25 protein-coding genes are annotated in these 24,443 nt (G+C 74.2%); 14 read left to right on the forward strand and 11 right to left on the reverse strand.

Annotation, left to right across the window (positions count from 1 at the left end):
* Positions 1-167 precede the first annotated feature (167 nt).
* A complete protein-coding gene (locus ACRYM6_RS15220; protein ID WP_432543729.1) occupies positions 168-836 on the reverse strand; it encodes a GntR family transcriptional regulator in 669 nt (222 codons plus the stop codon).
* A gap of 64 nt (positions 837-900) precedes the next feature.
* On the opposite strand from ACRYM6_RS15220, the gene ACRYM6_RS15225 reads away from it, so the two are divergent.
* On the forward strand, positions 901-1,563 hold the full coding sequence (locus tag ACRYM6_RS15225) for a GntR family transcriptional regulator (protein ID WP_432543730.1): 663 nt from the start codon (positions 901-903) through the stop codon (positions 1,561-1,563).
* 1 nt (position 1,564) lies between these two features.
* Here the strand turns inward: ACRYM6_RS15225 and ACRYM6_RS15230 are convergent, their stop codons facing one another.
* Positions 1,565-2,215: a GntR family transcriptional regulator gene (locus ACRYM6_RS15230; protein WP_432543731.1), complete on the reverse strand. Its 651-nt coding sequence runs from the start codon at positions 2,213-2,215 to the stop codon at positions 1,565-1,567.
* Between the two features lie 145 nt (positions 2,216-2,360).
* Here ACRYM6_RS15230 and ACRYM6_RS15235 point away from each other — a divergent pair, with 145 nt between their 5' ends.
* Genes ACRYM6_RS15235 through ACRYM6_RS15260 form a run of 6 tightly spaced genes read left to right on the forward strand, consistent with a single transcriptional unit; the run spans position 2,361 to position 9,293 of the window.
* Positions 2,361-3,650, forward strand: coding sequence for an ABC transporter substrate-binding protein (locus tag ACRYM6_RS15235; RefSeq protein ID WP_432543732.1), 1,290 nt, complete (start codon positions 2,361-2,363; stop codon positions 3,648-3,650).
* Positions 3,651-3,681: 31 nt separating this feature from the next.
* Positions 3,682-4,623 carry a carbohydrate ABC transporter permease gene (locus ACRYM6_RS15240; protein ID WP_432543733.1) on the forward strand — a complete coding sequence of 314 codons (942 nt, stop codon included), beginning with the start codon at positions 3,682-3,684 and terminating at the stop codon, positions 4,621-4,623.
* Positions 4,623-5,510, forward strand: coding sequence for a carbohydrate ABC transporter permease (locus tag ACRYM6_RS15245; RefSeq protein WP_432543734.1), 888 nt, complete (start codon positions 4,623-4,625; stop codon positions 5,508-5,510). The genes ACRYM6_RS15240 and ACRYM6_RS15245 overlap by 1 nt, the downstream gene beginning before the upstream one ends.
* Before the next feature lie 5 nt (positions 5,511-5,515).
* Positions 5,516-7,639, forward strand: coding sequence for a hypothetical protein (locus tag ACRYM6_RS15250; RefSeq protein WP_432543735.1), 2,124 nt, complete (start codon positions 5,516-5,518; stop codon positions 7,637-7,639).
* Between the two features lie 20 nt (positions 7,640-7,659).
* On the forward strand, positions 7,660-8,391 hold the full coding sequence (locus tag ACRYM6_RS15255) for a hydroxypyruvate isomerase family protein (RefSeq protein ID WP_432543799.1): 732 nt from the start codon (positions 7,660-7,662) through the stop codon (positions 8,389-8,391).
* Positions 8,388-9,293 carry a D-2-hydroxyacid dehydrogenase gene (locus tag ACRYM6_RS15260; RefSeq protein ID WP_432543736.1) on the forward strand — a complete coding sequence of 302 codons (906 nt, stop codon included), beginning with the start codon at positions 8,388-8,390 and terminating at the stop codon, positions 9,291-9,293. The genes ACRYM6_RS15255 and ACRYM6_RS15260 overlap by 4 nt, the downstream gene beginning before the upstream one ends.
* 61 nt (positions 9,294-9,354) lie before the next feature.
* Here the strand turns inward: ACRYM6_RS15260 and ACRYM6_RS15265 are convergent, their stop codons facing one another.
* From ACRYM6_RS15265 to ACRYM6_RS15275, 3 genes are read right to left on the reverse strand one after another with little or no spacing between them, the layout of a single operon-like run.
* Positions 9,355-10,806, reverse strand: coding sequence for an APC family permease (locus tag ACRYM6_RS15265; RefSeq protein WP_432543800.1), 1,452 nt, complete (start codon positions 10,804-10,806; stop codon positions 9,355-9,357).
* A 59-nt stretch (positions 10,807-10,865) separates the two neighbouring features.
* Positions 10,866-11,741 carry a universal stress protein gene (locus tag ACRYM6_RS15270; RefSeq protein WP_432543737.1) on the reverse strand — a complete coding sequence of 292 codons (876 nt, stop codon included), beginning with the start codon at positions 11,739-11,741 and terminating at the stop codon, positions 10,866-10,868.
* The gene (locus ACRYM6_RS15275) at positions 11,738-13,099 is read right to left on the reverse strand and encodes a flavin monoamine oxidase family protein (RefSeq protein WP_432543738.1); all 1,362 of its coding nucleotides are present in this window, start codon (positions 13,097-13,099) and stop codon (positions 11,738-11,740) included. The genes ACRYM6_RS15270 and ACRYM6_RS15275 overlap by 4 nt, the downstream gene beginning before the upstream one ends.
* 95 nt (positions 13,100-13,194) lie before the next feature.
* Between ACRYM6_RS15275 and ACRYM6_RS15280 the strand changes: the two genes are divergently transcribed.
* The gene (locus tag ACRYM6_RS15280) at positions 13,195-13,854 is read left to right on the forward strand and encodes a TetR/AcrR family transcriptional regulator (protein ID WP_432543739.1); all 660 of its coding nucleotides are present in this window, start codon (positions 13,195-13,197) and stop codon (positions 13,852-13,854) included.
* 13 nt (positions 13,855-13,867) lie between these two features.
* Here the strand turns inward: ACRYM6_RS15280 and ACRYM6_RS15285 are convergent, their stop codons facing one another.
* On the reverse strand, positions 13,868-13,999 hold the full coding sequence (locus ACRYM6_RS15285; protein ID WP_432543740.1) for a hypothetical protein: 132 nt from the start codon (positions 13,997-13,999) through the stop codon (positions 13,868-13,870).
* A gap of 190 nt (positions 14,000-14,189) precedes the next feature.
* Between ACRYM6_RS15285 and ACRYM6_RS15290 the strand changes: the two genes are divergently transcribed.
* The 3 genes from ACRYM6_RS15290 to ACRYM6_RS15300 all read left to right on the forward strand — a co-directional run bounded on the left by ACRYM6_RS15290 (position 14,190) and on the right by ACRYM6_RS15300 (position 17,908).
* Positions 14,190-15,872 (forward strand): thiamine pyrophosphate-dependent enzyme, encoded by a 1,683-nt coding sequence (locus ACRYM6_RS15290; protein ID WP_432543741.1) that lies wholly within the window; start codon positions 14,190-14,192, stop codon positions 15,870-15,872.
* A gap of 35 nt (positions 15,873-15,907) precedes the next feature.
* Positions 15,908-17,392: an NAD-dependent succinate-semialdehyde dehydrogenase gene (locus ACRYM6_RS15295; protein ID WP_432543742.1), complete on the forward strand. Its 1,485-nt coding sequence runs from the start codon at positions 15,908-15,910 to the stop codon at positions 17,390-17,392.
* Between the two features lie 66 nt (positions 17,393-17,458).
* The gene (locus ACRYM6_RS15300; protein WP_432543743.1) at positions 17,459-17,908 is read left to right on the forward strand and encodes a SigE family RNA polymerase sigma factor; all 450 of its coding nucleotides are present in this window, start codon (positions 17,459-17,461) and stop codon (positions 17,906-17,908) included.
* Between the two features lie 9 nt (positions 17,909-17,917).
* On the opposite strand, the gene ACRYM6_RS15305 is transcribed toward ACRYM6_RS15300, so the two are convergent.
* Positions 17,918-18,511 (reverse strand): TetR/AcrR family transcriptional regulator, encoded by a 594-nt coding sequence (locus ACRYM6_RS15305; RefSeq protein ID WP_432543744.1) that lies wholly within the window; start codon positions 18,509-18,511, stop codon positions 17,918-17,920.
* Positions 18,512-18,561: 50 nt separating this feature from the next.
* Between ACRYM6_RS15305 and ACRYM6_RS15310 the strand changes: the two genes are divergently transcribed.
* Complete coding sequence (locus ACRYM6_RS15310) at positions 18,562-18,990, forward strand: organic hydroperoxide resistance protein (RefSeq protein ID WP_432543745.1); 429 nt, start codon at positions 18,562-18,564, stop codon at positions 18,988-18,990.
* A gap of 15 nt (positions 18,991-19,005) precedes the next feature.
* On the opposite strand, the gene ACRYM6_RS15315 is transcribed toward ACRYM6_RS15310, so the two are convergent.
* From ACRYM6_RS15315 to ACRYM6_RS15330, 4 genes are all read right to left on the reverse strand, one after another.
* The gene (locus ACRYM6_RS15315) at positions 19,006-19,368 is read right to left on the reverse strand and encodes a hypothetical protein (protein ID WP_432543746.1); all 363 of its coding nucleotides are present in this window, start codon (positions 19,366-19,368) and stop codon (positions 19,006-19,008) included.
* Between the two features lie 315 nt (positions 19,369-19,683).
* Complete coding sequence (locus ACRYM6_RS15320) at positions 19,684-19,848, reverse strand: hypothetical protein (RefSeq protein WP_432543747.1); 165 nt, start codon at positions 19,846-19,848, stop codon at positions 19,684-19,686.
* A 289-nt stretch (positions 19,849-20,137) separates the two neighbouring features.
* Complete coding sequence (locus ACRYM6_RS15325; protein WP_432543748.1) at positions 20,138-20,467, reverse strand: hypothetical protein; 330 nt, start codon at positions 20,465-20,467, stop codon at positions 20,138-20,140.
* Between the two features lie 159 nt (positions 20,468-20,626).
* On the reverse strand, positions 20,627-21,952 hold the full coding sequence (locus tag ACRYM6_RS15330; protein ID WP_432543749.1) for an MFS transporter: 1,326 nt from the start codon (positions 21,950-21,952) through the stop codon (positions 20,627-20,629).
* A 341-nt stretch (positions 21,953-22,293) separates the two neighbouring features.
* Here ACRYM6_RS15330 and ACRYM6_RS15335 point away from each other — a divergent pair, with 341 nt between their 5' ends.
* Positions 22,294-23,043 (forward strand): SDR family oxidoreductase, encoded by a 750-nt coding sequence (locus ACRYM6_RS15335; protein ID WP_432543750.1) that lies wholly within the window; start codon positions 22,294-22,296, stop codon positions 23,041-23,043.
* Positions 23,044-23,302: 259 nt separating this feature from the next.
* Positions 23,303-24,394 (forward strand): fatty acid desaturase family protein, encoded by a 1,092-nt coding sequence (locus ACRYM6_RS15340; protein WP_432543751.1) that lies wholly within the window; start codon positions 23,303-23,305, stop codon positions 24,392-24,394.
* Positions 24,395-24,443: the final 49 nt, after the last annotated feature.

Here is a 24,443-nt window from a genome sequence, read left to right on the forward strand (position 1 = left end):
CGCGTGGTGGGTGAAGACGGTCCACAGCCCGACGACAGCGCACGGTGCGGTGGGGGACGCGGGGGGGGGGGGCGGCCCCCCCCCCACACCACCGCGCGAACTAGCCTGTCAAGCGTTCGTGTCATACACGAGATGACGTCAGGCTCACCTCGTCCCGAACGGGGTGATCAGGCGGTTCGGGAGGCCCGGTCGACGACGCGGAGGCGGGCCGACTCGAGGTGGGCGGCGAGAGCGTCCTGCGCCTTCGCGACGTCACCGGCCTTCACGGCCCGCAGGACCCTGGCGTGCTCAGCCGCCACCTTGCGCCCCGAGGTCGTCCGGTGCGCCTCGTGCAGCCCCATCGTCAGGTGCACCTCGCCGATGATCAGCTCGTGCATGCGGCGCAACCGCTCGCTGCCCACCCCTTCCACGAGCGCGACGTGGAAGGCGATGTCCGCGGCGACCTGGCCCCGGAAGTCCTCAGCCGCCGCCGCGGCCTCGATCGCCACCTGGGCGGCCTCAGCGGCCGACGGGACCGAGGAGCGTCGCGCGAGTTCGGCCACGGCGGCACCCTCGACCGTCTGCCGGGTGAAGAACAGGTCCTCGATCTCCCGGACCCCGAGGACCGGCACCACGGCGGTCTTGTGGACCGAGCGCCGCAGCAACCCCAGGACCACCAGTCGTTCCAGGCAGGCACGAGCCGTGGGCCGGGCCACCCCGTAGTCGCCGGCGAGCCGGGCCTCGGTGACCTTCTCCCCCGGCGCGATCTGGCCGCTGACGATGCGCTCGGTGACCGACCGGGTCAGAGCGTCCGTCAGCGACGACGTGGCCAGTTCGAAGGCAGTCACGGCGGTCATCGTGACACAGCCGAACCCGCCCGACGGTCCCGCGGAGGTGACGCCCGCGACCCCGTGCGCTTACATGAGCACCGTGGTCCTGCCCCTGGCGACGCGGTCGCTGTCCGACGCGGTGCAGGCCGCCCTGCGCGAGTGGATCGTCACCGAGGGCGCCGGGACCGGCGACCTCGTCACCGAGGTGGGGGTCGCCGCGCGGTTCGGCGTCGCGCGGCCGACCGCACGCGTCGCGGTGGAACGACTGCTCGCCGAGGGCCTGCTCGTGCGCGACGGTCGCCGCGGTGCCCGGGTTCCGGTCCTGTCCGCCGACGACGTGCACGACCTGTACGCCAGCCGGGTCCTGCTCGAACGCGACGCGCACGCGAGGTTGAGCACCGACCGGACGGTCCCGGCCGCGGCCGTCGCCGCGAACACGAGGTTGCGCACCCACGCCGGCGCCGGTGAGGCGGCGGGTGTCGCGGCCGCCGACGTGGAGTTCCACCGCCGCCTCGTCACGGCGACGGGGAGCCGTCGCCTGGACCGCATGCACGAGCTCCTCATGGCCGAGGCGCACCTGTGCATGGGCCAGGTCCAGCACCGCCACCTCCTGACCGGCACGGTGATCGCCGACGAGCACCAGGGCATCCTGGAGGCCATCTCCGCCGGTGACGCCCGACTGGCCGCCGAGCGCACGACCGATCACCTGCTCGCGGCGCGCGACAAGCTGCTGGTGGCCCTCGGAGCGGACTAGGTCACCCGCTCCCGGTGCTCCGCAGCCGCGCACCGGTCAGGCGGTGCACGAGCACCCGCACCGAGCGGTCCTCGTCCCCGTCCGCGATGGCGTCGAGGACGGCCGCGCGCTCGGCGACGACCCGCCCGACCTGGGCCGGGGAGGCCGCGACGAGCAGCCGGGAGGCCAGGCGCACCTCCACCAGCACCGAGCCGTGCAGCCGGTCCAGCCGTGGGCTGCCCGCACCGGCCACCAGGGCGCCGTGGAACGCGACGTCGGCGCGACGCCGCACGTCCGAACCGGCGCGGGAGGCCACCAGGGCCTCGAGCTCGGCCTGGGCTCGCGCCGCCGCCACCGGGACGACACCACGACGCGCCGGCCGCCGGACCGCCGACGACCCCGGACCCTCTCGGACGCACCAGATGTCCTCGAGGTCCGGGCACCGCACCTGCAGCGTCCGCCGCTGAGTGCGCTCGAGCAGCCCCTCGCTGAGCAGCCGCTCCAGCGCACCCCGCGCCGTCGTCCGGGCCACGCCGTAGTCGGCCACGAACCGGCCCCCGGTGACGACCTCACCGGGCCGCAGCTCCCCGCGGACCATCCGCCCGCGCAGCTCGGCGTGCAGGGCGTCGACCACCGTCGACGGCGCGAGGACGTACGGCGCGGATCCGGTCACGCCTGCGACCTCAACGCCGGATCGACACGTTTCGGTAAACTTGTCATACAAGAACACACGTGTCATTGACGCACCGAGTCAGACCGGTCTAGCGTCGTCGGCGACGGCACCGACCCACCTCATCGACGAAGATGCAGGAGACTCCATGAACCGCCGACACTTCACCCGACTGCTCGCGGGTTCCGCGCTGCTGACCCCCGGGGTCGCCGCCTGCGGCAACGGATCCAGCCGGTCGGACACCGCCGGCGTCCGGTACGCCTGGTGGGGCGACAGCGTGCGCCAGAAGAACTACACCGCGGCCCTGAAGGTGTTCACCGACGAGAACCCCGACATCAGCGTCAAGCCCGAGTTCTCCGACTACGACGGCTTCCAGGAACGCATCACCGTCCAGATGGCCGGCCGGAACGTCCCGGAACTGTTCTGGGTCCCCTCCCCCCAGGTGCTCAGCTACCAGGAGGCAGGGCTGTACCGGAACGTCGACGACCTCGACGCGTTCGACCTGTCCCCGTACCCCGACGACCTGCTGGACAGCTTCCGGATCGACGGGCAGCTCAACGCGATGCCCCGCTCGGTCTTCAGCCCGGCCATCCGCTGGAACCAGACCTTCCTGGAGCAGTCCGGGGCGCAGCTGCCGGCTGAGGACGACGCGTCGTGGACGTGGGACGCCCTGCGCGAGTTCCTCCTCGACTTCTCCGCGGACAACCCAGCCGGCCTGCGCGGCGCGGCCTACGGCGCCAACAACGACATGTGCCTGGAGTCGTGGATCCGCCAGCACGGCGGGGACCTGTGGTCCCAGGAGGGCCGGCTGGGCTTCGAGCCCGTCGTCCTGGAGGAGTACCTGGAGTGGTGGGAGTCGCTGCGCACCGCCGGCGCCGCCCTCAGCCTGTCCGAACAGGAGGGACCGGACCCGGAGTGGAGCGTCGTGGGTGAGAAGGTCCTGCTCACCTTCGCCAACTCCAACCACATCGTGGACGAAGCCGAGATGTTCCCCGACTACGACTTCCAGCAGCGGCAGACCCCCGTCGCGCCCGACGCCACCCCCGGTCACCGGTTCCTGTACCCCAGCCGCATCGGCCTGTACGCCCGGACCCCCGACGACAAGCTCGAGGACGCGGCGACGCTGCTCGACTTCACCCTCAACGACCCGCGGATGATCGAGCTGGTCGGCATGAGCATCGGCGCCCCCTCCAACCCCGAGGTCCTCGAGGCCGTCCGCTCGACCGCCTCCCCCAACGACCAGAAGCTGCTGGCCCTGGTGGACCGGGAGACCGCCGCCGAGCGCCGGCCGCGGTACGAGGCCCCGCCCGGGTCGGGGACGTGGCGCACCATCACGGCCCGCGGCCTGGAGTCGCTGACGTCGGGGGCCACGGGCATCACCGACACCGTCAAGATGATCATGAGTGAGATCGACGCCGAACTGGGGGCGGCCCAGTGAGCGCAGCGCCCGAGCCGACGGGAGCCGCTCGATGAGCGCGCCGCCGGTGGCGGCGTCTCCGTCGGTCGACGTCAAGCTCACCAAGGGGCCGGCCGCCTGGCGTCGCCAGGGCAAGGTCGCCCACGTCTTCCTGCTCCCGTGGCTGGCCGGACTCGTCCTGGTCACGGCGGCCCCGCTGGTGGCCTCGCTGTACCTGTCGTTCACCGACTACGACCTGCTCAACGCGCCCAACTGGGTCGGCCTGGAGAACTTCGAACGGATGGTCGACGACCAGCGGTTCTGGGCCTCGGCGACGGTGACCCTGAAGTACGTCCTGGTGTCCGTCCCGCTGCAGCTGGCGTTCGCGCTGCTGCTGGCGATGATCCTGGACCGCGGCCTGAAGGGGCTCGCGCTGTACCGCAGCGGCTACTACCTGCCCTCCCTGCTGGGCACCAGCGTCGCCGTCGCCATCCTGTGGCGGCAGCTGTTCGGGCACGACGGGCTGCTCAACTCCGGCTTGGCCCTGCTCGGCATCGAAGGGCAGAGCTGGCTGCAGAACCCCTCGACGGCGCTGGGCACCCTCGTGGTGCTGAACGTCTGGACGTTCGGCTCGCCGATGATCATCTTCCTGGCCGGCTTGCGGCAGATCCCCGAGGAGCTGTACGAAGCGGCCAGGGTCGACGGCGCGGGCCGGGTCCGCCAGTTCGCCTCGATCACCGTCCCGCTCCTGACGCCGATCATCTTCTTCAACCTGGTCCTGCAGACCATCGGGGCGTTCCAGACGTTCACCCAGGCCCACATCGTCTCCGGTGGCCGCGGTGGCCCGCTGGACAGCACGCTGTTCTACACGCTGTACCTCTACCAGCAGGGCTTCCAGAACTTCAACATGGGCTACGCATCGGCGCTGGCCTGGGTGCTGCTGGTCGTCATCGGGATCGTCACCGCGATCCACTTCCTGCTGTCGAAGTACTGGGTCTTCTACGGGGACAACTGATGAGCGCGACTACGACGACACCCCCGGCCACGACGACCCCGCCGGTCCAGGGCAGACCCGCCCGCCGCCGCGGCGACTGGCCCAAGCACGTCCTGCTGACGGCCTTCCTGCTGCTAATGGTCTACCCGCTGATCTGGATGATCGTCAGCTCCCTCAAACCGGGGAACCTCATCCTGTCCCAGCCGGGGATCGTCCCCAGCGAGGTCACCTTCGACAACTACCGCGACGGGTGGGACGCGCTGGGGACACCGTTCTCGACGTTCTTCCTCAACTCCCTGCTCGTGACGGTCGGCTCCATCATCGGGAACCTGGTGTCCTGCTCGCTGGCCGCGTACGCGCTGGCCAGGCTGCAGTTCCGCGGCCGCCGGATCTACTTCGGCATCACGCTGGCCTCGGTCATGCTGCCGCTGCACGTCCTGGTCGTGCCGCAGTACGTCTTCTTCTCCCAGCTGGACCTGCTGAACACCTACTTCCCGCTGCTCATCCCGAAGTTCCTGGCCACCGACGCGTTCTTCACCTTCCTCATGGTGCAGTTCATCCGCACCATCCCGCGCGAGCTGGACCAGGCCGCGGCCATCGACGGCGCCGGCCCCTTCAGGACGTTCTGGTCGGTCATCCTGCCCCTCATGAAGCCGGCCCTGGTCACGACGACCGTCTTCACCTTCATCTGGACCTGGAACGACTTCTTCACGCCGTTGATCTACCTGACCTCGACCGAGGTCTACACCGCCCCCGTCGCGTTGAACACCATGGTCAACGCCGAGACCCAGTCTGGAGTCGGTCCCTTGTTCGCCATGAGCCTGCTGTCGCTCGTGCCCGTCCTGTTCTTCTTCGTCGTCGCCCAGAAGTACCTCATCCGCGGCATCGCCACCACGGGGCTGAAGTGACCGCCGTGGACCCGGCGCCGGCGCCGGCCCGTCCGCTGAACTGGTGGGAGACGGCGACCCGCTGGACGCAGGTGACCTTCACCGAGGACGACCCGGGGCGCATGGACATCGGCTTCTGGACCGACGTGATGCGACGCAGCCGGTCCAACGCCTCCTGCATCAGCGCCGGCGGCTACATGGCCTTCTACCCGACGAGGATCCCCCACCACTACCGCAGCGCCGCCCTGGGCGACACCGACCCGTTCGGCGATCTCGTCGAAGCGTCGCGCTCGCTCGACATGGCGGTCATGGCCCGCGTCGATCCCCACGCCATCCACGCCGACGCCCTCGCCGCGCACCCGGAGTGGGCGGCTCTGGACGAGGACGGCAACCCCGTGGAGCACTGGGCCTTCCCCGGCATCTTCGTGACCTGCCCGTTCGGGACCTACAACCGGGAGTTCACCACCGAGGTGGCCCGCGAGATCGTCCGCGAGTACGACGTGGACGCCATCTTCGCCAACCGCTGGCAGGGTCACGGCATCTCCTACTCGGAGGCCGCGCAGCGGTCCTTCTTCGACGCCACCGGGCTGCACCTGCCGCGCGGCCCGCGCACCCCCGACGACCCGGCGTGGCAGGCCTACCCCGGCTGGCGGCGCCAGCAGCTCTCCGGGCTGGTGGGCCTGTGGGACGACGCGGTCAAGGACCTCAAGCCGCACGTGCGGTTCTTCCCCAACCTCGGCTCGGTCGCCGTGCAGGACCTCGAACGCGAGCTGGTCGAGGAGCACTACCCGATGCTGTTCATCGACCGGCAGGGCCGGCACGGCAGCGAGGCACCCTGGTCGGCCGGCCGCAACGGCAAGCGCAGCCGCAGCGTCTTCCGCGACCGGCCCGTCGGGCTCATCACCTCCGTCGGCCCCGAGGAGCCGGTGCACCGGTGGAAGGACTCGGTGGGCTCACCCGCCGAGACGCAGGCCTGGATCGTCGACGGCTTCGCCCAGGGTCTGCTGCCGTGGTTCACCAAGTTCAAGGGCGAGGTGCTGGACACCCGCTGGGTGCAGCCGGTCGTCGACGCCTTCGTCCTGCACGAACGGGTCGAGGAGCTGCTGGCTCGCACGTCGATCCGCGCGGACGTCGCCGTCCTCGACCCGACCCGACGGATGGCCGCCAAGGCCGGCGCCCCGCTGGAGGTCATGCACGCCGACAACGACCTGCACGGGCACGGCGTCTACCAGGCCCTCGTCGAAGCCGGCCTGCCGTTCGAGTTCGTCAACGACCAGCGCATCACCCGGGCCGAGCTCGACCTCTTCGAGGTCCTCGTCATCGCCAACGCCGAGATGCTCAGCGACACCGACTGCAGCGTGATCAGGGACTGGGTGCACGACGGTGGATCGCTGGTCGCCGCCTTCGAGACCTCGCTGGCCGACGCCGAGGGGACACCGCGCGGCGACTTCGGACTGGGCGAGGTGCTGGGCGTCCGACTGCGGCAGCCGGCCCGCGGACCGGTGAAGAACAACTACGTGGCCCTGACCGGGGAGCACGACCTGCACGCCCCGTACGCCGGCGCTCAGCGCATCATCGGCGGCACCCGCGTCGTCGGGGTCGAGGAGGCCGAGGGCACCGAGGTCCCGTTCCGCTTCGTCCCCGACTACCCCGACCTGCCCATGGAGGAGGTCTACGCCCGCGAGGCGCCGGGCGACCCGGCCGTGGTCACCCGTGAGCAGCCCGGCGGCGGCCGCTCCGTCTACCTGGCCTTCGACATCGCCTCCTTGTTCTGGGAGTCGTTGCAGCCCGACCACGGCGAACTGCTCGCCGGTGCCGTGCGCTGGGCGTTGCGCGGCGACGGCCGGGCCCGGGTCAGCGGTCCCGGCGTCGTCGACGTCGCCGTGCACGAGAACGACGGCGAGAGCGGCGTCTTCCTCGTCAACCTCACGAACCCGTTCACGATGCGCGGCGTCTACCGGGAGGTGCTCCCGAGCGGGCCGTACGCCGTCTCGATCAGGGTTCCGGAGGGCAAGGAGGTCGACGAGGTGCGGTTGCTGATCTCCGGCGCCGACGCGCCCTCCGCTGTCACCGACGGCCGGGTCGAGGTCGTCCTGGACCGCATCGGGCAGCTCGAGGTCGTGCACGTCACGTGGAGGGAGCTGCGGTGAGGTTCAGCGCCAACCTGTCGATGCTGTACCAGGACCTGCCGTTCCTGGACCGGTTCGCGGCCGCGCGGGCCGACGGGTTCACCGGGGTCGAGTACGTCGGCGCCTACGACGTCCCGGTGGAGGACCTGCGGGCCGCCCTCGACGGCTCGGAGCTGGCGTTGTTCAACGTCCCCTCGGGTGACTGGGCGGCCGGGGAACGGGGCATCGCGGCGCTGCCGGACCGGGTCGCGGAGTACCGCGCCGGGCTCCCCCGGGCCCTCGAGCACGCGCGGGCGCTGAGCTGCCCCACGGTGAACGTCCTGGCCGGCCGGGCCCCCCGGGGCGCCGATCGCGCGCGGCTGCGGGCGACGCTCGTGGACAACCTGCGGGCGACGCTGGAGGTGTTCGCCGGCTCGGGGGTCCAGGTCGTCCTGGAGGCCGTCAACGACCGGGACGTACCGGGCTTCGTGGTGCCGACGATGGCCGACGCCGACGAGGTCCGGCGCGAGGTGGGCCCGGAGCTGGGTCTGCAGTTCGACGTCTACCACGCCCAGGTGCTGCGCGGGGACCTGCTGCCGACCTACCAGCGGTACGCCGAGCACGTGCACCACGTGCAGATCGCCGACCACCCGGGGCGGCACGAACCCGGCACCGGGGAGATCCGGTACGAGTTCCTGCTGCCTGCGCTGCAGGCCGCCGGGTACTCCGGGTGGATCGGCGCCGAGTACGTGCCGTCGGAAGCGGGCACCGGGTGGCTGAAGGCCTTCGCGTGACGCTGGTCGAGGTGTCGGGGGACCGTCCGGCACGGGACCGGGATCGGATCCGCGGGATCGTCGAGGCCGTCCCGGGAGCGCGCGTCGAGTTCCCGGCGACGTCCGGCCCGGCGCGCGCCTCGGTCGACGGCCGGTTGCGGTGGTTGCACAGCTGGGCCGCGGGCGTGGACGGCGAGGAGTTCGCCCGCGACCCCTCACGGCTGCCCGCCGGGGTCGTCGTCACGTCCTCGACCGGCAACGGCGCGATTCCGCTGGCCGAGCACGCCGTGATGCTGACGCTCATGCTGAACCGCGACGCCCCGGCGTGGGCGGTGGCTCAGCGCGAGCACCGGTGGGAGCGGCGCACGCACCCCGAACTGCTCGGTTCCACGATGGGGATCCTCGGCCTCGGGAACGCCGGCCGGGAGCTCGCGGTCCGCGCGGCGGCGTTCGGGGTGCGGGTCGTCGGGCTGAGCAGGCGGGGGCTCCCCGCCGCCGGCGTCGACACCGTGCACACCCCCGACGAGCTGGCCCGGTTCCTCACCGGCCTCGACGTCCTCGTCGTCTGCGCTCCCGCCACCCCCGCCACGCGGGGCCTGCTCGGCGACGAGCAGTTCGCGCTGCTGAACCGCGGCGCGCACTACGTCTGCGTCTCCCGCGGCGGGATCGCCGACGACGAGGCCCTGCTGCGAGCGTTGCGCTCGGGGCAGGTCGGTGCGGCCGGACTCGACGCCCACGCCGTCGAACCGCTCCCGCCGGACTCGCCGTTCTGGGACGAACCGCACGTGATCGTCACCCCGCACAACGGGGCGACCACTCCCGGCACGGCGGCGAGGGGCCTGGACATCTTCTGCGACAACCTCCGGCGGTTCCTGGCCGGCAGCCCGTTGCGCAACGTGGTCGACTTCGCCCACGGCTACTGACCGCGCTCCGCCGCGATCACGCGTCCGTGCGGGGGGGCGTGATCGCGGCGGCGTCCTCGGGTCAGGCGCTGGTGGTGCTGCGCCCCCGCGGGATCGACTGCCCGCGGAAGAACCCCGGCCGGCGCAGGAACTGCACGACCATCACGACGACGCCGAGGGCGAGGACGCCGATGCCGAGCAGGAACACCAGCCCGATCCCGCCGATCTGCGAGCCGGACCCGTACGCCGGGTCCATCGAGTCGACCGCGGTCTGCACGAAGAACACCAGCAGCAGGACGCCCCCGACGAGCGGGGCCAGGCAGGTGGACACGAACGCCTTGGCGCTGCCGCGCCAGGAACCCCGGAAGTACCAGACGCACGCGAGCGCCGTGACGCCGTAGTAGAAGCAGACCATCATGCCGAGGGCGGAGATGGTGTCCCACAGGACGTCCTCGGACAGCACCCGCATCACGGCGTAGAACACCGAGGCGACGACGGCGGCGACGACCGTGGCGTACCCCGGGGACTGGAACCGCGGGCTGACCTTGGCGTACTTCGCCGGCAGCGCCCCGTAGTGGCCCATCGCGAGCATGGTGCGGGCCGGGGAGATGAAGGTCGACTGCAGCGACGCGGCCGAGGAGGCCAGCACGGACAGGGACATGAGGACCGCGAACGGCCCCATGACGGGTCCGGCGAGGGCGACGAAGATGTTCTCCTGAATGTCCTCGTTGCCCAGCCCGAGCCCGTCGGTGCCGGTGCCGGAGAAGGACAGGACGGCCAGCGCCATCGTCAGGTAGAGCACGACGATGACGGCGATGGTCGCCAGCGCGGCGCGGCCGGGGGTGGTGCGCTCCCCCTGCGTCTCCTCGTTCATGGTCAGGACGACGTCCCAGCCCCAGTAGATGAACACCGACAGCGAGATGCCGGCGGCGAAGGCGGAGAACGAGTCGACGCCGAGGGGGTTGAACCAGCCGGGGTCGATGCTCAGCCCGGCGGGGGCGGTCCCGCCGGCGACGTGGGCGAACGCGGCGACGGCGAACCAGCCGAGGACGAGCAGCTGGAAGGCGACCAGGACGTACTGGACGACCTTGGTGGCCTCCAGGCCGCGGTAGGACACCCAGCAGGCCAGGGCCATGAACACCAGGCACGTCGCGACGTTGAGGGGGACGTTGCGGGTGAGGTCGGCGATGGCGTCGTCGCCGGTGAGCTGGGCCAGCATGAGGTAGAAGAAGTCGACGGCGATGCCGGCGAGGTTGGACAGCACGAGGACGGTCGCGGCGAGCAGCCCCCACCCGCCCATCCAGCCGATCCAGGGCCCGAACGCGCGCGAGCCCCAGGTGAACGTGGTGCCGGCGTCGGGCATGGCCGAGTTCAGCGCCCGGTAGCCGATCGCGACGAGCAGCATGGGGATGAACCCGACGAGGAAGATGGCGGGCAGGTGGTCGCCGACCGCGGAGGCGGTGGGGCCCAGCGCGCCGGTCAGGGTGTAGGCGGGGGCGATGGTGGAGACGCCGATGACGACGGCGCCGAGCATCCCGACGCGGCCGCCGCCCAGGCCCTTGGTCCGCTGGGACTCCTGCTCGGGCGCGGCGGTCACCGGGCGTCCCGCTGCTGGGAGTGGCGGGGCACGACGACGACGGGCACGGGGACGTGCCGCAGGATGCGGGCCGCGGTGGGTCCCAGGAACGTCTGCCGCCCCCGGGCGAGCCGGGCGGACCCGACGATCAGCAGGCCGCCGGCGGCCCAGTCGATGGAGCTCACTGCTTCAGCCATGGTGCGTCCTCGCCCCACTTCCACGCTCACCTGCGCCGGTGCGGCCTTCGCCCGGATCTCCTCGACCAGGGCCTGGACCCGGGTCACCGCGTCGGGGTCGACCCGTGCGCGGTCGCCGTCGTGCTCGACGTCGTGCTCGACGAGGCTGACGACGTGCAGCGGCAGCCCGGTGCGGACCGCGGCCTCCCACGCCTCCTCCAGGACGGCGGTGGCGCCCGGCCGGGTGCCGACGGCCACGTACAGCGCCTCGACTCCGGCGCGGGGTTCGCGGCGCGGGACGAGGACGACGGGGACGGGGCTGGCGTGCAGCAGGGTCCGGGCGACCGGCCCGACGCCGAGGCCGCTGGCGGCGCCGACGACGACGGCGGCGGCGCCGGTCTCGGCGGCGGCCTCGAGCAGCCCCTCGGGCACCGACGCGGCGGTGCGGACGTCGGCGCGGGCCTCGACGCCGGGTCCGTCGTCGTCGCCGTCGCGCAGGAGGGCGAGGGCGTCCTGCGCCCAGCCGCGCGCCTGCTCGGCGATGACGCCGGTGACGTCGCCGACGGGCGGGTAGGGCCCGGCGAAGGGGTCGTCGGTGCGGACGACGACCACGACGTCAAGGGCGACGTCGAGGGAGCGGGCGAAGCTGCGGGCCCACTGGAGGGTCTCGCGCTCGCCGTCGTAGGCGACGACGTACCGCCGCCGGTCGGCGCTCACCCGAGGGCCAGGTGGACGTCGCGGGCGGCGTCGCGCCCGGAGCGCAGGGCGCCGTCGACGTGCTGGTAGCCCTCGGCGGCCAGGTCCGAGCAGGCCCAGTGGACGCGGCCGACGGGGGTGCGCTGGTCGGCGCCGTAGCGGGCGAGGCCGCCGAGGTCGAAGCTGGCGGCGTAGGCGCCGCGGGTCCACTCCTCGCTGCCCCAGTCGGACTCGTAGTAGGCGATCGGTTCGAGGGCCTGCTCGCCGAGGAACTGCGCGATGGACCCCAGGACCCGTGCGCGGCGCTCGGCCTCGGGCAGCGCGAACACCGCGTCGGCCTTCTCGTCGGCGACGAACGCGACGAGGGTCCCGCGGTCGTCGCCGTGGATCGTGTTGTCGTACACCTCCTGCACGAGGGTGGAGGTCCCGAAGCAGGTGCCGGACAGGCCCTGCTCGCGCCAGAACGGGGTGGCGTAGGTGGCGTGGACCTTGATGACCAGGCCCATCGACAGGTGCTGGTGCATCTGGTGCTGGCGGCGCGGCAGCGGCGGGTCGTAGCTGATGCGGGAGAACAGCGGCGGCGGGACGGCGACGACGACGCGCTGGGCGCGGACGGTCACCCGGTCGGACTCCACGACGACGCCGTCGGCGCTCTGCCGGACGGTCCGGACGGGGGTGGACAGGTGGACGCGGTCGCCGAGCTCGGCGGCCAGGGCCTGCGAGACGCCCTGCATCCCGCCGACGACGCGGCGGTCGAGGATGAAGCACTCGTCGGTGAGGTTGGTGAAGGAGCCGGCCGAGGCGGCCATGAGCACCGCCTGCAGGGTGGAGAAGGCGTGGGCGGGCTTGGTGAGCATGGCCCCGGCGATGAAGAGGGCGACGGCGGTGCAGGCCTCCTCGTCGTCGGACTGCTGCCGCAGCCAGTTCTGGAAGGAGATCGTGTCCAGTTCGCGGGCGCGGGGGTGGGCCCAGGGTTCGGTGGCCCCGACGGCGGCGACGAGGTCGTCCATCATCTCCGTCAGGCGGGCGATCTCCTTGGTCGTGGAGTCGGACAGGGGGAACGTGTCGCCGCGGTACCGGGAGCGGACGCCGTCGGAGCCGATGAACACGGACTCGCCCTCGCGGTAGCGGGGATAGGTGCTCATGCCGAGCTCGTCGAGCAGGCCGAGCAGCTCGGTCTGGTCGGGCGAGACCCACTGGCCACCGATCTCGAGGGTGACGCCGTCGACCTCGTCGGTCCAGGTGCGGCCGCCGACGCGGTCGCGGGCCTCGAGGACGACGACGTCGCGGCCGGCGCGGGTCAGGTGCCGGGCGGCGTTGAGGCCGGCGGGCCCGGCCCCGACGACGACCACGTCGGCGGTGGTTTCGATGGGGTTCACAAGCCCTCCCGGGTCCTCGTCGACGCACTAAGTGATGGGGCTTCATTAACGGGCCGGGGGCCACCGCTGTCAAGGAGGTGCGTCAGGATGACCCGGTGCCCGCACCCCCCGCCCAGCCCGCCCGCCGCGGTCGCGGCCGCCCCACGCGCCCGGTGCTGACCGCGGACGGGATCACCGCCGAGGCGGTGCGCCTGCTGGAGGAGCGCGGGCAGGACGGGCTGACGATGGCGGCCCTGGCCCGCCGCCTCGGGGTGGCCCCCAGCGCCCTGTACAACCACGTGGCGACGAAGGCCGACGTGCTGCGGGCCGTGCAGGACGACGTGAACCGCGGGATCGACTGCTCGGGGTTCGCGGACCTGCCGTGGGACGAGGCGCTGGCCCGCTGGGCGCACTCCTACCGCGACGCCTACGCGCGCCACCCGGCGCTCGTCCCGGTCATGGCGGTCACCCCCGTCGACAGCGCGCCGCACACGGTCGCGATGTACGAGCGGGTGTGCGCCGGGCTGCTGGCCGGCGGGTGGCCCCCGCACCTGGTGGCGGACGTCGTGGTCGCGGTGGAGTCGTTCGTGCTCGGTTCCGCGCTCGACACCCAGGCGCCCGCCGACATCTTCGACCCCGGGCGGCTGCCCGCCCCGGCGCTGCGGGCCGCGACGGCGGCCCGGCCCGGCGGCGACACGGCGCGGGCGGCGTTCGCCCTCGGCCTGGACGCCCTGCTGGCGGGTCTGCGCGCGCTGCGCGCCGGCGCCCCCGGATGAGGGCGCGCCGGGGTCAGTCGGTCTCGGGGCAGCGGCAGTAGAAGCACTCCCCCTCGCAGGTCTCGTCGGGGCGCACCACGCGGTGGGACAGGACCTGGGCGGTCCGCTCCGGAGCTGGTGCCGTCGTCTGCGCGGTCGCGGGCATGCACCCAGCGTGCCCCCGGACGGCCCCGGAGGGGCGCGGACGCGCCGGGCGTCCCGCGAACGGCCGCAGGTCCCTCACCGCACCCCCGGACCGTGAAGATCGAGGGTTCTTCACCCCCGGGCAAGGAGGCGGGGAACATCGCCGGCACGGACCCGGGCGCGGGCTCCCGCCTTCACTAGCTTCCCGTGCTGTGACCGAACTCCTGACGGAAACCCCCGCCCCGCCCGCCGCGGGCTCCCCCACCGGCCGGACCGCCGGCCACGTCGTCGTGCAGGCCCTCGCGGCGCACGGCGTGGAACGCGTGCACGTCGTGCCCGGCGAGAGCTACCTCGACGTCCTCGACGGGCTGGTCGACTCGGGCATCCGGACCGTGGTGACCCGCCACGAGGGCGGCGCCGCGTACATGGCCGAGGCCGACGGGAAGATGCACCGCCGGCCCGGGATCGCGATGGTGACCCGCGGCCCGGGCGCCGCGAACGCCCACGTCGGCCTGCACACGGCCTGGCAGGACTCCACCCCGATGGTCCTGTTCGTCGGGCTCATCCCCTTCGAGCACCGGGACCGGGAGGCGTTCCAGGAGTTCGACGTCAAGGCGTGGTTCGACACCGGCGCCAAGCGGGTCATGGTGCTCGACCACGCCGACCGCGCCTCCGAGATCGTGGCCGAGGCGATGTTCGCGGCCAGCAGCGGCCGCCCGGGACCGGTGGTCGTCGGGCTGCCCGAGGACGTGCTGCGCCAGGAGGTGCGCGCCCCGGCGCACCCGCCCATCCCCGTCGCGACCGGCGGCATGACCTCCCGCGACGTGGACGCGCTGGCCCGGGCCCTCGCCGGGGCGGCGAAACCGCTGTTCGTCACCGGCGGCAACGACTGGACCCCCGCTGCGGCGCAGCAGCTCACGGCCTGGCTGGAGGAGCACCGGATCCCCGCCGCGGCGGAGTGGCGCACCGAGGGCACCGTCCCGTTCGACTCCCCCAGCTACGTCGGGCCCATCGGGTACGGGCGGCCGAAACCCACCTACGACCTGCTCGAGGAGACCGACCTGCTCGTGTTCGTCGGGACGGTCCCCGGGGACACCATCACCGACGGCTTCGTGGTCCGGCAGGACTGGGGGAAGAAGAACTTCCTGGTCACCATGGACCCCTCCCTGCGCGGGCGCTCCGGGCCGGTGTCCCACCAGATCGTGGCCAAACCCGACGCGTTCGTGCGCGACCTGACCGACCTGCACCTGCCCGTCCGTCCCGAGTGGGTGGCCTGGACGCAGCGGATGCGGGCCGAGCAGGAGGCGTTCTCGGCCCTGCCCCCGGCCACCCCCTCCCCCGGTCCGGCGCGGGTGGACACCCTGATGGCGCACCTGGTCCCCGGGCTGCCGCACGACGCGATCGTCACCTTCGGCGCCGGGGAGCACACCAACTGGGCCCACCGGTACTTCCCCACCCGCGGGTTCGCCTCCATGCTCAGCGCCCGCAACGGGTCCATGGGGTACTCCGTCCCCTCGGCCGTGGCCGCCTCGCTGTCCCACCCCGGCCGGCGCGTGGTGACCATCGCCGGGGACGGGGAGTTCCTCATGAACGGCCAGGAACTGGCGACCGCCGCGCAGTACGGCGCGACCCCGCTGGTCGTGGTCGTCGACAACGGCGAGTACGGCACGATCCGCACCCACCAGGAACGGCACTACCCCGGCCGGGTCAGCGGCACCCAGCTGGCGAACCCCGACTTCGCGCTCCTGGCGCGGGCGTTCGGCGGTTTCGGCGTGCGGGCCGAGCGGGACGCCGACGTGCCCGCGGCCCTGGCCGCCGCGCTGCGGGCCGTCGACGAGGACGGCACGTTCGCCCTCGTGCACCTCGTCGTCGAGCAGCGCACCCGCGCGTACTGACCCCCTGCCCCACCCCTCGAAGGAGAGCGCACCCCGTGAGCACCACCACCCCCGAGCAGCTGGAGCCGGCGCCCCGCGCCGGAGTCGTCGACACCGTCCCCGACGGCCTGTTCATCGCCGGCCACTGGCGCGAGGGCCGGCGCCCGGGCCGCATCGCCGTGGAGAACCCCGCCACCGGTGAGGTCCTGACCACCGTCGCCGACGCCGACGAGACCGACGGCCGCGACGCCCTCGACGCCGCCGTCGCCGCGCAGGCCGCCTGGGCCCGCACCCCCGCCCGCGAGCGCGCCGAGGTCCTGCGCCGCGCGTTCGACCTGCTCACCGCCCGCGCCGACGAGTTCGCCCTCCTCATGACCCTGGAGATGGGCAAACCGCTGGCCGAGGCCCGCGGGGAGGTCACCTACGGCGCGGAGTTCCTGCGCTGGTTCTCCGAGGAGGCGCCGCGGATCTCGGGCCGGTACGCCCCGAACCCCGTCGGGGGCAGCCGGTTGCTCACGACCAAGGCCCCCGTCGGACCGACGCTCATGATCACTCCGTGGAACTTCCCGCTGGCCATGGCGACCCGCAAGGTCGCCCCCGCCGTCGCCGCCGGCTGCACGATGGTCGTCAAACCCGCCACCGCCACCCCGCTGACGATGCTGAGGTTCGCCGGGCTGATGGCCGAGGCCGGGTTGCCCGACGGGGTCCTCAACGTCATCACCACCTCCACCACGGGCCGGGTCACCGCGCCGCTGCTGGCCGACCCGCGGCTGCGCAAGCTCACCTTCACCGGCTCCACCGAGGTCGGCCGCAAGCTCATCGCCGCCTCCGCCGAGCAGGTCCTGCGGGTGTCGATGGAACTGGGCGGCAACGCCCCGTTCCTCGTCTTCGACGACGCCGACCTGGACCGGGCGGTCGAGGGGGCGCTCGCGGCGAAGATGCGCAACACCGGCGAGGCTTGCACCGCCGCCAACCGGTTCTACGTGCAGCGCGGGGTGGCCGCCGAGTTCACCGAGCGGTTCGCCGAGCGCCTGGGCGCCCTCGTCGTCGGCGACGGCGCCGACCCGGGCACCCAGGTCGGCCCGCTCATCGACGCCGCCGCGCGCGCCGACGTGGCGGCCCGCGTCGACGAGGCGGTCCTGGCCGGCGGGAAGGTCGTCACCGGCGGGGCGCCCGTGGGCGACCGCGGGTACTTCTACGCCCCCACGCTCGTCACCGACCTGCCCGCCGACGCCCGGCTGCTCACCGAGGAGACCTTCGGCCCCGTCGCCCCCGTCGTGGTGTTCGACACCGAGGACGAGGCGCTGGGCCTGGCGAACTCCACCGAGCACGGCCTCATCGCCTACGCCTTCACGCAGGACCTGGACCGGGGGCTGCGGGTCGCCGAGGCGCTGGAGACCGGGATGGTGGGCCTGAACGCCGGGGTGGTGTCCAACGCGGCCGCACCGTTCGGCGGGGTCAAGGCCAGCGGGTTCGGCCGCGAGGGCGGCGCCGAGGGGATCGAGGAGTACCTGGAGACGAAGTACGTCGGCATCGGCTGAACCGGGGGCAGGCTGGTCCTGGCAGGGGCACGACGGCGCGGGCCGGCGGCCCTACCGTCGGCCGCGATGACCACGTTCGAGGACTTCGTCGCGGCGCGGGGCGCTGCCCTGCAGCGCCTCGCGCGGGGGCTGCTGCCCCCGGCCGAGGCCGCGGACGTCGTGGAGGACGTGCTGGCCCGGGCGTCGCTGCGGTGGCGGCGGCTGGGCCGCGCCGACGACCCGACGCCGCTGGTGCAGCGGATGCTCGTGGAGGCGAGCACGTCCCCGCTGCGGCGGGCCCGGCGCAGCGGCCCGGGCGGACGGGACGGCGCGGGCGGGGACGCGCTGGCGCGGTTGCGCGCGCTGCCCGCCCCGCAGCGCGCCGTCCTGGCCCTGCGGTACCTCGGTGACGACGGCGGGGACCTGGACGACGACCGCGTCGCCGACGTCCTGGACCGCACCCCGGCCGCGGTCCGCCGCGACGCCGCGCGCGGGCTCGCGGCGCTGCACCGGGAACCGGCCGCCGGGCGGGTGTGAGGGACCGCCTCAGCCCGGGCCGGGCCCGGTGGTGGTGAGCCGCAGGACGTGATCGACCACGGCGGCGCGGGCGGCGGCGTCGACGCCGTCGTCCCCCAGGGTCAGCGCGCGCAGCAGCAGCGCGCCCATGAGCAGCTCCGTGGCGCGGGCCGGGGTGGTGCGCCCGGACAGCTCCCCGCGGGCGGCGGCGCGGTGGAAGGCGTCCTCGAGGACGGCGGCGCACCGGTCGAGGTGGTCGCGGCGGAACCGCCCGGCGACCTCGGGGGCGGTGGCGACCTCGTCGAGGCAGCGCTGCAGGACGCGGCGGCGCGCCCCCGACAGGGCCTGCGCGATGTCGGGCACGAGCACGTCGAGGTCGGCGCGCAGAGTGGCGCGCAGCGGCGGGCGCAGGTCGGCGGTCAGGGTGGCCAGGGCGTCCACCACGAGGTCCTCGGTGCGGCTCCACCGGGCGTGCACGCCGCGGCGGTCCACGCCGGCGCGGGCGGCCACGGCCCGGGTGCTGAACCCGCCGATGCCCTTCTCGGCGAGCTCGTCGACGGCGGCGGCCAGGACGCGGGCGTCGATGCCCCGGTCGCGGGGGCGCCCTCGCGCGTTCTCGGCCACGGGTGCACCCTATTCACGTACCACCCTGGTACACGAAAGGAAGGTGCACGATGGCGACGATGTACGAGGCGACCGCGACGGCGTGGGGCGGCCGCGACGGCCGGGTCAGCTCCTCCGACGACCGGGTCGACCTGAACCTGTCGATCCCCGCCGGCATGGGCGGCGACGACGGCCCCGGCACCAACCCCGAGCAGCTGTTCGCCGCCGGGTACGCGGCCTGCTTCCACAGCGCCCTCAAGGCCGTCGCCCGCAGCCGCAAGCTGGACGTGAGCGAGTCCGCCGTGTCCGTCACCGTCGCCGTCACCGGTGGCCTGGCCGAGGGCATCGACCTCGCCGTCACCATCGAGGCGCACCTGCCGGGCCTGGACCCCGAGGCCGCGCAGTCGCTGCTCGACACCGCGCACCAGACCTGCCCGTACAGCCGGGCGACCCGCGGCAACGTCCAGTCGCAGCTGCGGCTCGTCACCGACGAGGACTGACCCGCCCCGCCGGGCTCAGACCGCGCAGGGCTCCCGCAGCACCGCGGTCCGCGCCCGGCTCCCCGGCACGGACCCGCCCGGCGCCGCCGGTTCGGCCAGCAGCAGCTCGGCCAGGGCCAGCAGCGCCGGGTCGTCCGCGGCCAGGACGTGCCGGTCCGCGACCGCGGAGAACAACCGGCCGAGCCCGGCCAGCAGCGCCCCCGCGGGGGCGTCCGCGCTGCACCGGCTCAGGTAGCGGGAGACGAGGTGGTGGGCCAGCTCACCCCCGTCGTCGCAGGGGGCGCCGAGGCGCTCGCGCGCGGTCCGGCGGTCGTCGTCGAGGGTGCGCGGGGCGGTTCGGGCGGCGGTGGGGGCGGCGGTGGCGCTGGTGCTGTTCACGGCAGGGCTCGTCTCGGCAGGAGGGGTGGGGTACGCGGGACGCGTGGTCCGGTCCTGCACCCGTCCGGGGACGGCGCGACGACGTCGCCGCACCACCTCGGGCCTCGACGGCCCGCTCCCCGGGGAGGACCTCAACCACGCGGGAGTACTCGTACCCGACCCCCGGCGACGGGGGACGCGGCGGTGCGTGCGGTGACGTCCACGCCTGCCTCCCCTGCCCGGTCCGATCGGTGCCCAGCAGTGAAGCAGGGGCGCCACCGCACCTGCAACCCCTCCCGCGCACCCCGCGCGCTCCCGCCGCGGGGTGCGGGACGGTCAGTCCACGGTCCACTCCTCCCAGCGCCGCTGCGACCACCGCGCCGCGCGCAGTTCCTGCAGGTCGGCCTCCTCCGGGGTCGAGACCCGCAGCACGTCGAGGGTGACCCCCGCGTCCGTGGCCGGTCGGGGGACGTCCAGGGCGGTGCTGGTCCGGAGGGTCATGGCGTGTCCTCTCGTCGTCGGGTGAACACCGCCAGCCTCACGGCTCCCGCCCCGCCCGGGAACCCGCCGGGACGTCGAAGAACGGCCGATCTTCCCCGGGCCGACAACTCGGCGGATCCTCACGGCCACCGCCGCACCGGGCGCCACCGTCGCGGCACGAGGTCGCCGGGACGTCGGCGACACGGCGGTCTCCGCCGGGGTTTCCCGGGGTTTCCCGGTTCCGCGGTTTCCCGGTTCGCGAGGTTCCCCGGTCTCGGGGTTCCCCGGGGTTCCCCGGGGTTCCCCGGGTTCACCCGGCGTCGGGCTGCGCCCCTCCCGCCGGGACCGGGGCCGCCGGGGCGAGCAGGGCCGGCGGGGTGAGCGCCAGGTGCTGGCGCAGCAGCGACTGCAACCGGGCTCCGAGGGGGTCGCCGGGTGCGCACCGGTGCGGGTCGTCCAGACCGCGCCGGCTGTCCACCCCGGACGGCAGCGCCCGGCGCAGGGAGTGCAGCAGGGCGCGCGAGTACGTCCCGGACAGCAGGCAGGACCGCGCCTCGGCGGTCCCCCGGGCGTCCAGCCCGGCGAACCAGTCCCACAGCAGCGTCGCGGTGTCGTGGGGGCTCGTGCGGCGGGCGGTCACGCTGGGCCTCTCCGGGGTCGGTCGACTGCGCTGGACATCGCGCAGATGGTAGGGGACGCCCGCCGAGCGCGCGGGCGCCCCGGGGACGGGTTCCCCCGGTCGGCCGCGCACGGGCGGCCGGGGGTCGGGTCGCCCCGTCCCGGAGGCCCACGAGCCCGCCTACGACCGGGGCGCGCCCGCGCTGCGCGGCCCGGTGGCTCGCGGCGACGCGGCCCCGGACGACCGGCCCGACGCGCCCGCGGGGTCGCCGGCGGTCCGGCCGGCGGGCGGCACCCGGCGCGTCAGCACCGCCAGCCCCGCCGCGGAGACCAGCGGCAGCACCGCCAGCAACGCCCACGGCAGCACCGCGCCGGGTTCCAGCGCCCCGCCCAGGGCGGCCGAACCGGCCAGCACGGCCAGCCCTCCCCCGGAGGCCAGCGCCCCGTAGTGGGCGCCGACGTTCCGCTCGGCCGCCAGCGGCGGCACGAGGTCGCGGGCCACCGGGCCGGCGACCGCCGAGGACAGGTGCAGCAGGACGACGAACAGCACCGCCGGGGTCAGCGCCGGGACCCACCCCGGCGCCGGGACGGCCGTGGCGAACGCCACGACGGCGAACGCGAGCCCCGTCCCGGTGAACCCCAGCGGCAACGCCGTCGCCGCGCCGCGGCGGCGGGCCCAGCGGGCCAGCGGGACCTGCGTGAGGACGGTGACGACCGCTCCCAGCACGAACAGGAGACCCAGGGCCCCGGCCGACCCGGTCGCGCGCTCCAGCTCCACCGGCAACGCCAGGTACAGCTGGTTGTAGGCCAGCAGCAGCGTCGAGTAGAACGCCGTGAACACCAGGAACCGCCGGTTGCGCAGCACCGCCCCCCACCCGGCGGTGATCGACGCCTCGCGGGCGACGCCGCGCTCGCGCGGGGCCCAGCGGGCGTTCAGCGCGAACACCAGCACGAAGATGCCGGCGGCGACCAGGCAGGTCGTGGAGAACTCCACGGTCAGCAGCACCGCGCCCAGCGCCGGGCCGACGAGCGAACCGACCTTCCCGACGACGGCGTCGAGGGCGAACAGCTCCGCGCGGGTGACCGTCCCGGCCTCCTCCAGCCGCCGGCCCTCGTGGGCCAGCCCCGTCTCGACCGCCGGGGAGAACAACGCGGCGGCGAAACCCGTCAGGAGCGTGCCCGCCAGGACCCCCGGCAGGGACGCCGTCAGACCCAGCGCGCAGAACCCGGCGACGCGGACCAGGCACCCGACGAGCAGGACGGGCCGGACGCCGAACCGGTCGGTGAGCGCTCCCCCGACGAAGAACAACCCCTGCTGGCTGAACGTGCGCAACCCCAGGACGAGGCCGACGACCCAGCCGGCCAGGCCCAGCCCCGCGCCCAGGTGGACCGCCAGGAACGGCACCACGAGGTAGAAGCCGACGTTGAACGCCAGCTGGCTCAGGAGCAGCAGGCGGACCGGGAGCGGCAACCGCCAGGGGCGGGTCCGGGTGGAGCGGGCGGGCACGACGCCCGACCCTACGGCCCCGGCACGCCGGGACGAGGGCGTCGGTGGCCGAGGCCCCCATCGCCTGACCGTCCGCGGTCCGCACCCGCCGGGCGTCGCCGCGGGCGCCGACCTGCCCGCTGCCGCCGGTGACGAGGACCGTCGCGGCGGTCCGCCCTGATCGACGGGTGGGTGCTGGTCCGCCCCTTCGACGACGCGGCCGCCCCGGTGCCGGGTGGGGCCGCGGCACGGGGACCTCACACCCCGGGTGGCTGTTCCGTCAGGGGGGGTGTGACGTCGACGACGCGCTCGTCGCCCGTCCCGTCCACCCGACCCGCACGCCCCGTCCAGGAGGAGACCCCGTGAAGATCGCCGTCGCCGGTGGCACCGGCACCGTGGGACGCCACGTCGTCGTCGCCGCCGCCGCCCGCGGGCACGCGACCGTCGTGCTCAGCCGCTCCCGCGGCGTCGACCTGCGCCACGGCGCGGGCCTGGCGGCCGCGCTGGCCGGGACCGACGTCGTCGTGGACGTGACGGGGTGCTCGACGCAGCGGGCCGGGCGGGCGCGGGAGTTCTCCCGGGCCGTCACCACGCAGCTGCTGCGGGCCGGGCGGGAGGCCGGCGTCGGGCACCACGTGGTGCTGTCCGTCGTCGGCGCCGACCGCGCCCCGCACGGCTACTACGCGGGCAAGGCGCTGCAGGAGGAGCTGGTCCGCGCCGGCGGGGTGCCGTGGACGGTGCTGCGGACCACCCAGTTCCACGAGTTCGCGCGGCAGGTGCTCGGCCGGGTCCGGCTGGGGCCGCTGAGCGTGGTGCCGGTGATGCGCACGCAGCCGGTCGCGGCCCGGGAGGTCGCCGAGCGGCTCGTGGACCTCGTCGAGGGTCCCCCGGCGGGGCCGGCGCGCGACCTCGCCGGGCCGCAGGAGCTGCGGTTGGTGGACGCGGTGCGCGCGTACGCGCGCGCGACCGGTCACCGCGGGCCGGTCCTGGCGGTGCCGCTGCCGGGCGGGTTCGGCCGGGCCCTGCGGGACGGGACGCTGCTCCCGGCGGGTGAGGCCGACCGGGGGCGGCAGACCTTCGCGCAGTGGCTGGCGGCCGAGGGGGTGGGCTGAGGCTCGGGGGCCGCGCCGCCCCCGTCCGGGCCCGGTACCCGTACCGGCGTAGGGGGCGGCAGCGGTACCGGCGTGGGCCGACCGGCCCCGCACCCGTGGGGCATCATGGGACCCGAGCCGGCCGCGCAGGTCGGCGCCGGTGCGTCGCCGAGGACGACGTCACCACCGTGCTGTGTCTGTCCACGGGGTTCCTTCCCGGGCACCGCGCGAGGACGGCCCGGCACCGGGTGCGTTCCCCCCGATGCTCACGAGGATCCAGATGACGACCAGCCTTCCCGAGTCCGTCCCCGCCGTCCCGGCCGCCGCGCCGAGGGCCCGGCGCAGCACCCCGTACGCGGTGCTGACCGCCGCGGTCCAGGAGGCGGGGCTGATGCGCCGCCGCACCGGCCACTACTGGGTCCGCATCGCCGCCACGAGCGTGGCGTTCGCCGCGGTCGTGGCCGGCACCGTGCTGCTGCGCGACTCCTGGCTGGTGCTGTTGACGGCGGTGCCGCTGGCGCTGGTGCTGACCCAGTTCGCGTTCCTGGGGCACGACGGCGCGCACAAGCAGATCTTCGCCTCGCACCGCGGCAACGAGTGGGCCGCCCGGATCTTCGCGGCGCTGCTGACGGGCCTGAGCTACGGCTGGTGGATGGGCAAGCACACCAAGCACCACCAGGCCCCCAACGCGCGCGGGATCGACACCGACATCGAGTCCGAGGTCGTCTCCTTCCACGAGGAGGCCGCGGCGAGCCGTCGGGGTCTGCTGCGTTGGGCCACGTCCAAGCAGGGCTACTGGTTCTACCCGCTGCTGCTGCTGGCCGGGCTCAACCTGCACGCCGACTCCACGAGGTCCCTGATCACGGGGCGCCGGACCAAGAAGCGCTGGGTCGACGCCTCGCTGATCGTCGTCCACTGGGCCGTCTACCTCAGCGCGCTGGTCCTGCTGCTGGGCCCGGCCCGCGGCGCGGCCTTCTTCGCCGTCCACATGGGCGCCTTCGGCGTCTCGATGGGCGGGGCCTTCGCCCCCAACCACGTCGGCATGCCCATCGTGGCGCGCGAGACGAAGGTCGACTTCATCCGCCGCCAGGTGCTGATGTCGCGCAACATCTCCGGCGGCTGGTTCGTGGACCTCTTCATGGGCGGCCTGAACTTCCAGGTGGAGCACCACCTCTTCCCCAGCCTGCCCCGGCCCAACCTGCGGGCCGTGCAGCCCTTCGTGCGCCGCTTCTGCGCCGAGCACGGCATCGACTACACCGAGACCTCGCTGCCGCGGGCGTTCCGCGACATCACCACCTACCTCAACGAGGTCGGCCTGGCCGCGCGGGACCCGTTCCGCTGCCCGCTGGTGACGCAGCTGCGCAGCAACTGACGCCCTCGCACCGAGCCCGCCGCACCGTCACCGGTGCGGCGGGCTCCGT

The organism is Kineococcus rugosus, from assembly GCF_050871975.1.
In the GTDB taxonomy this organism is placed as follows: domain Bacteria; phylum Actinomycetota; class Actinomycetes; order Actinomycetales; family Kineococcaceae; genus Kineococcus.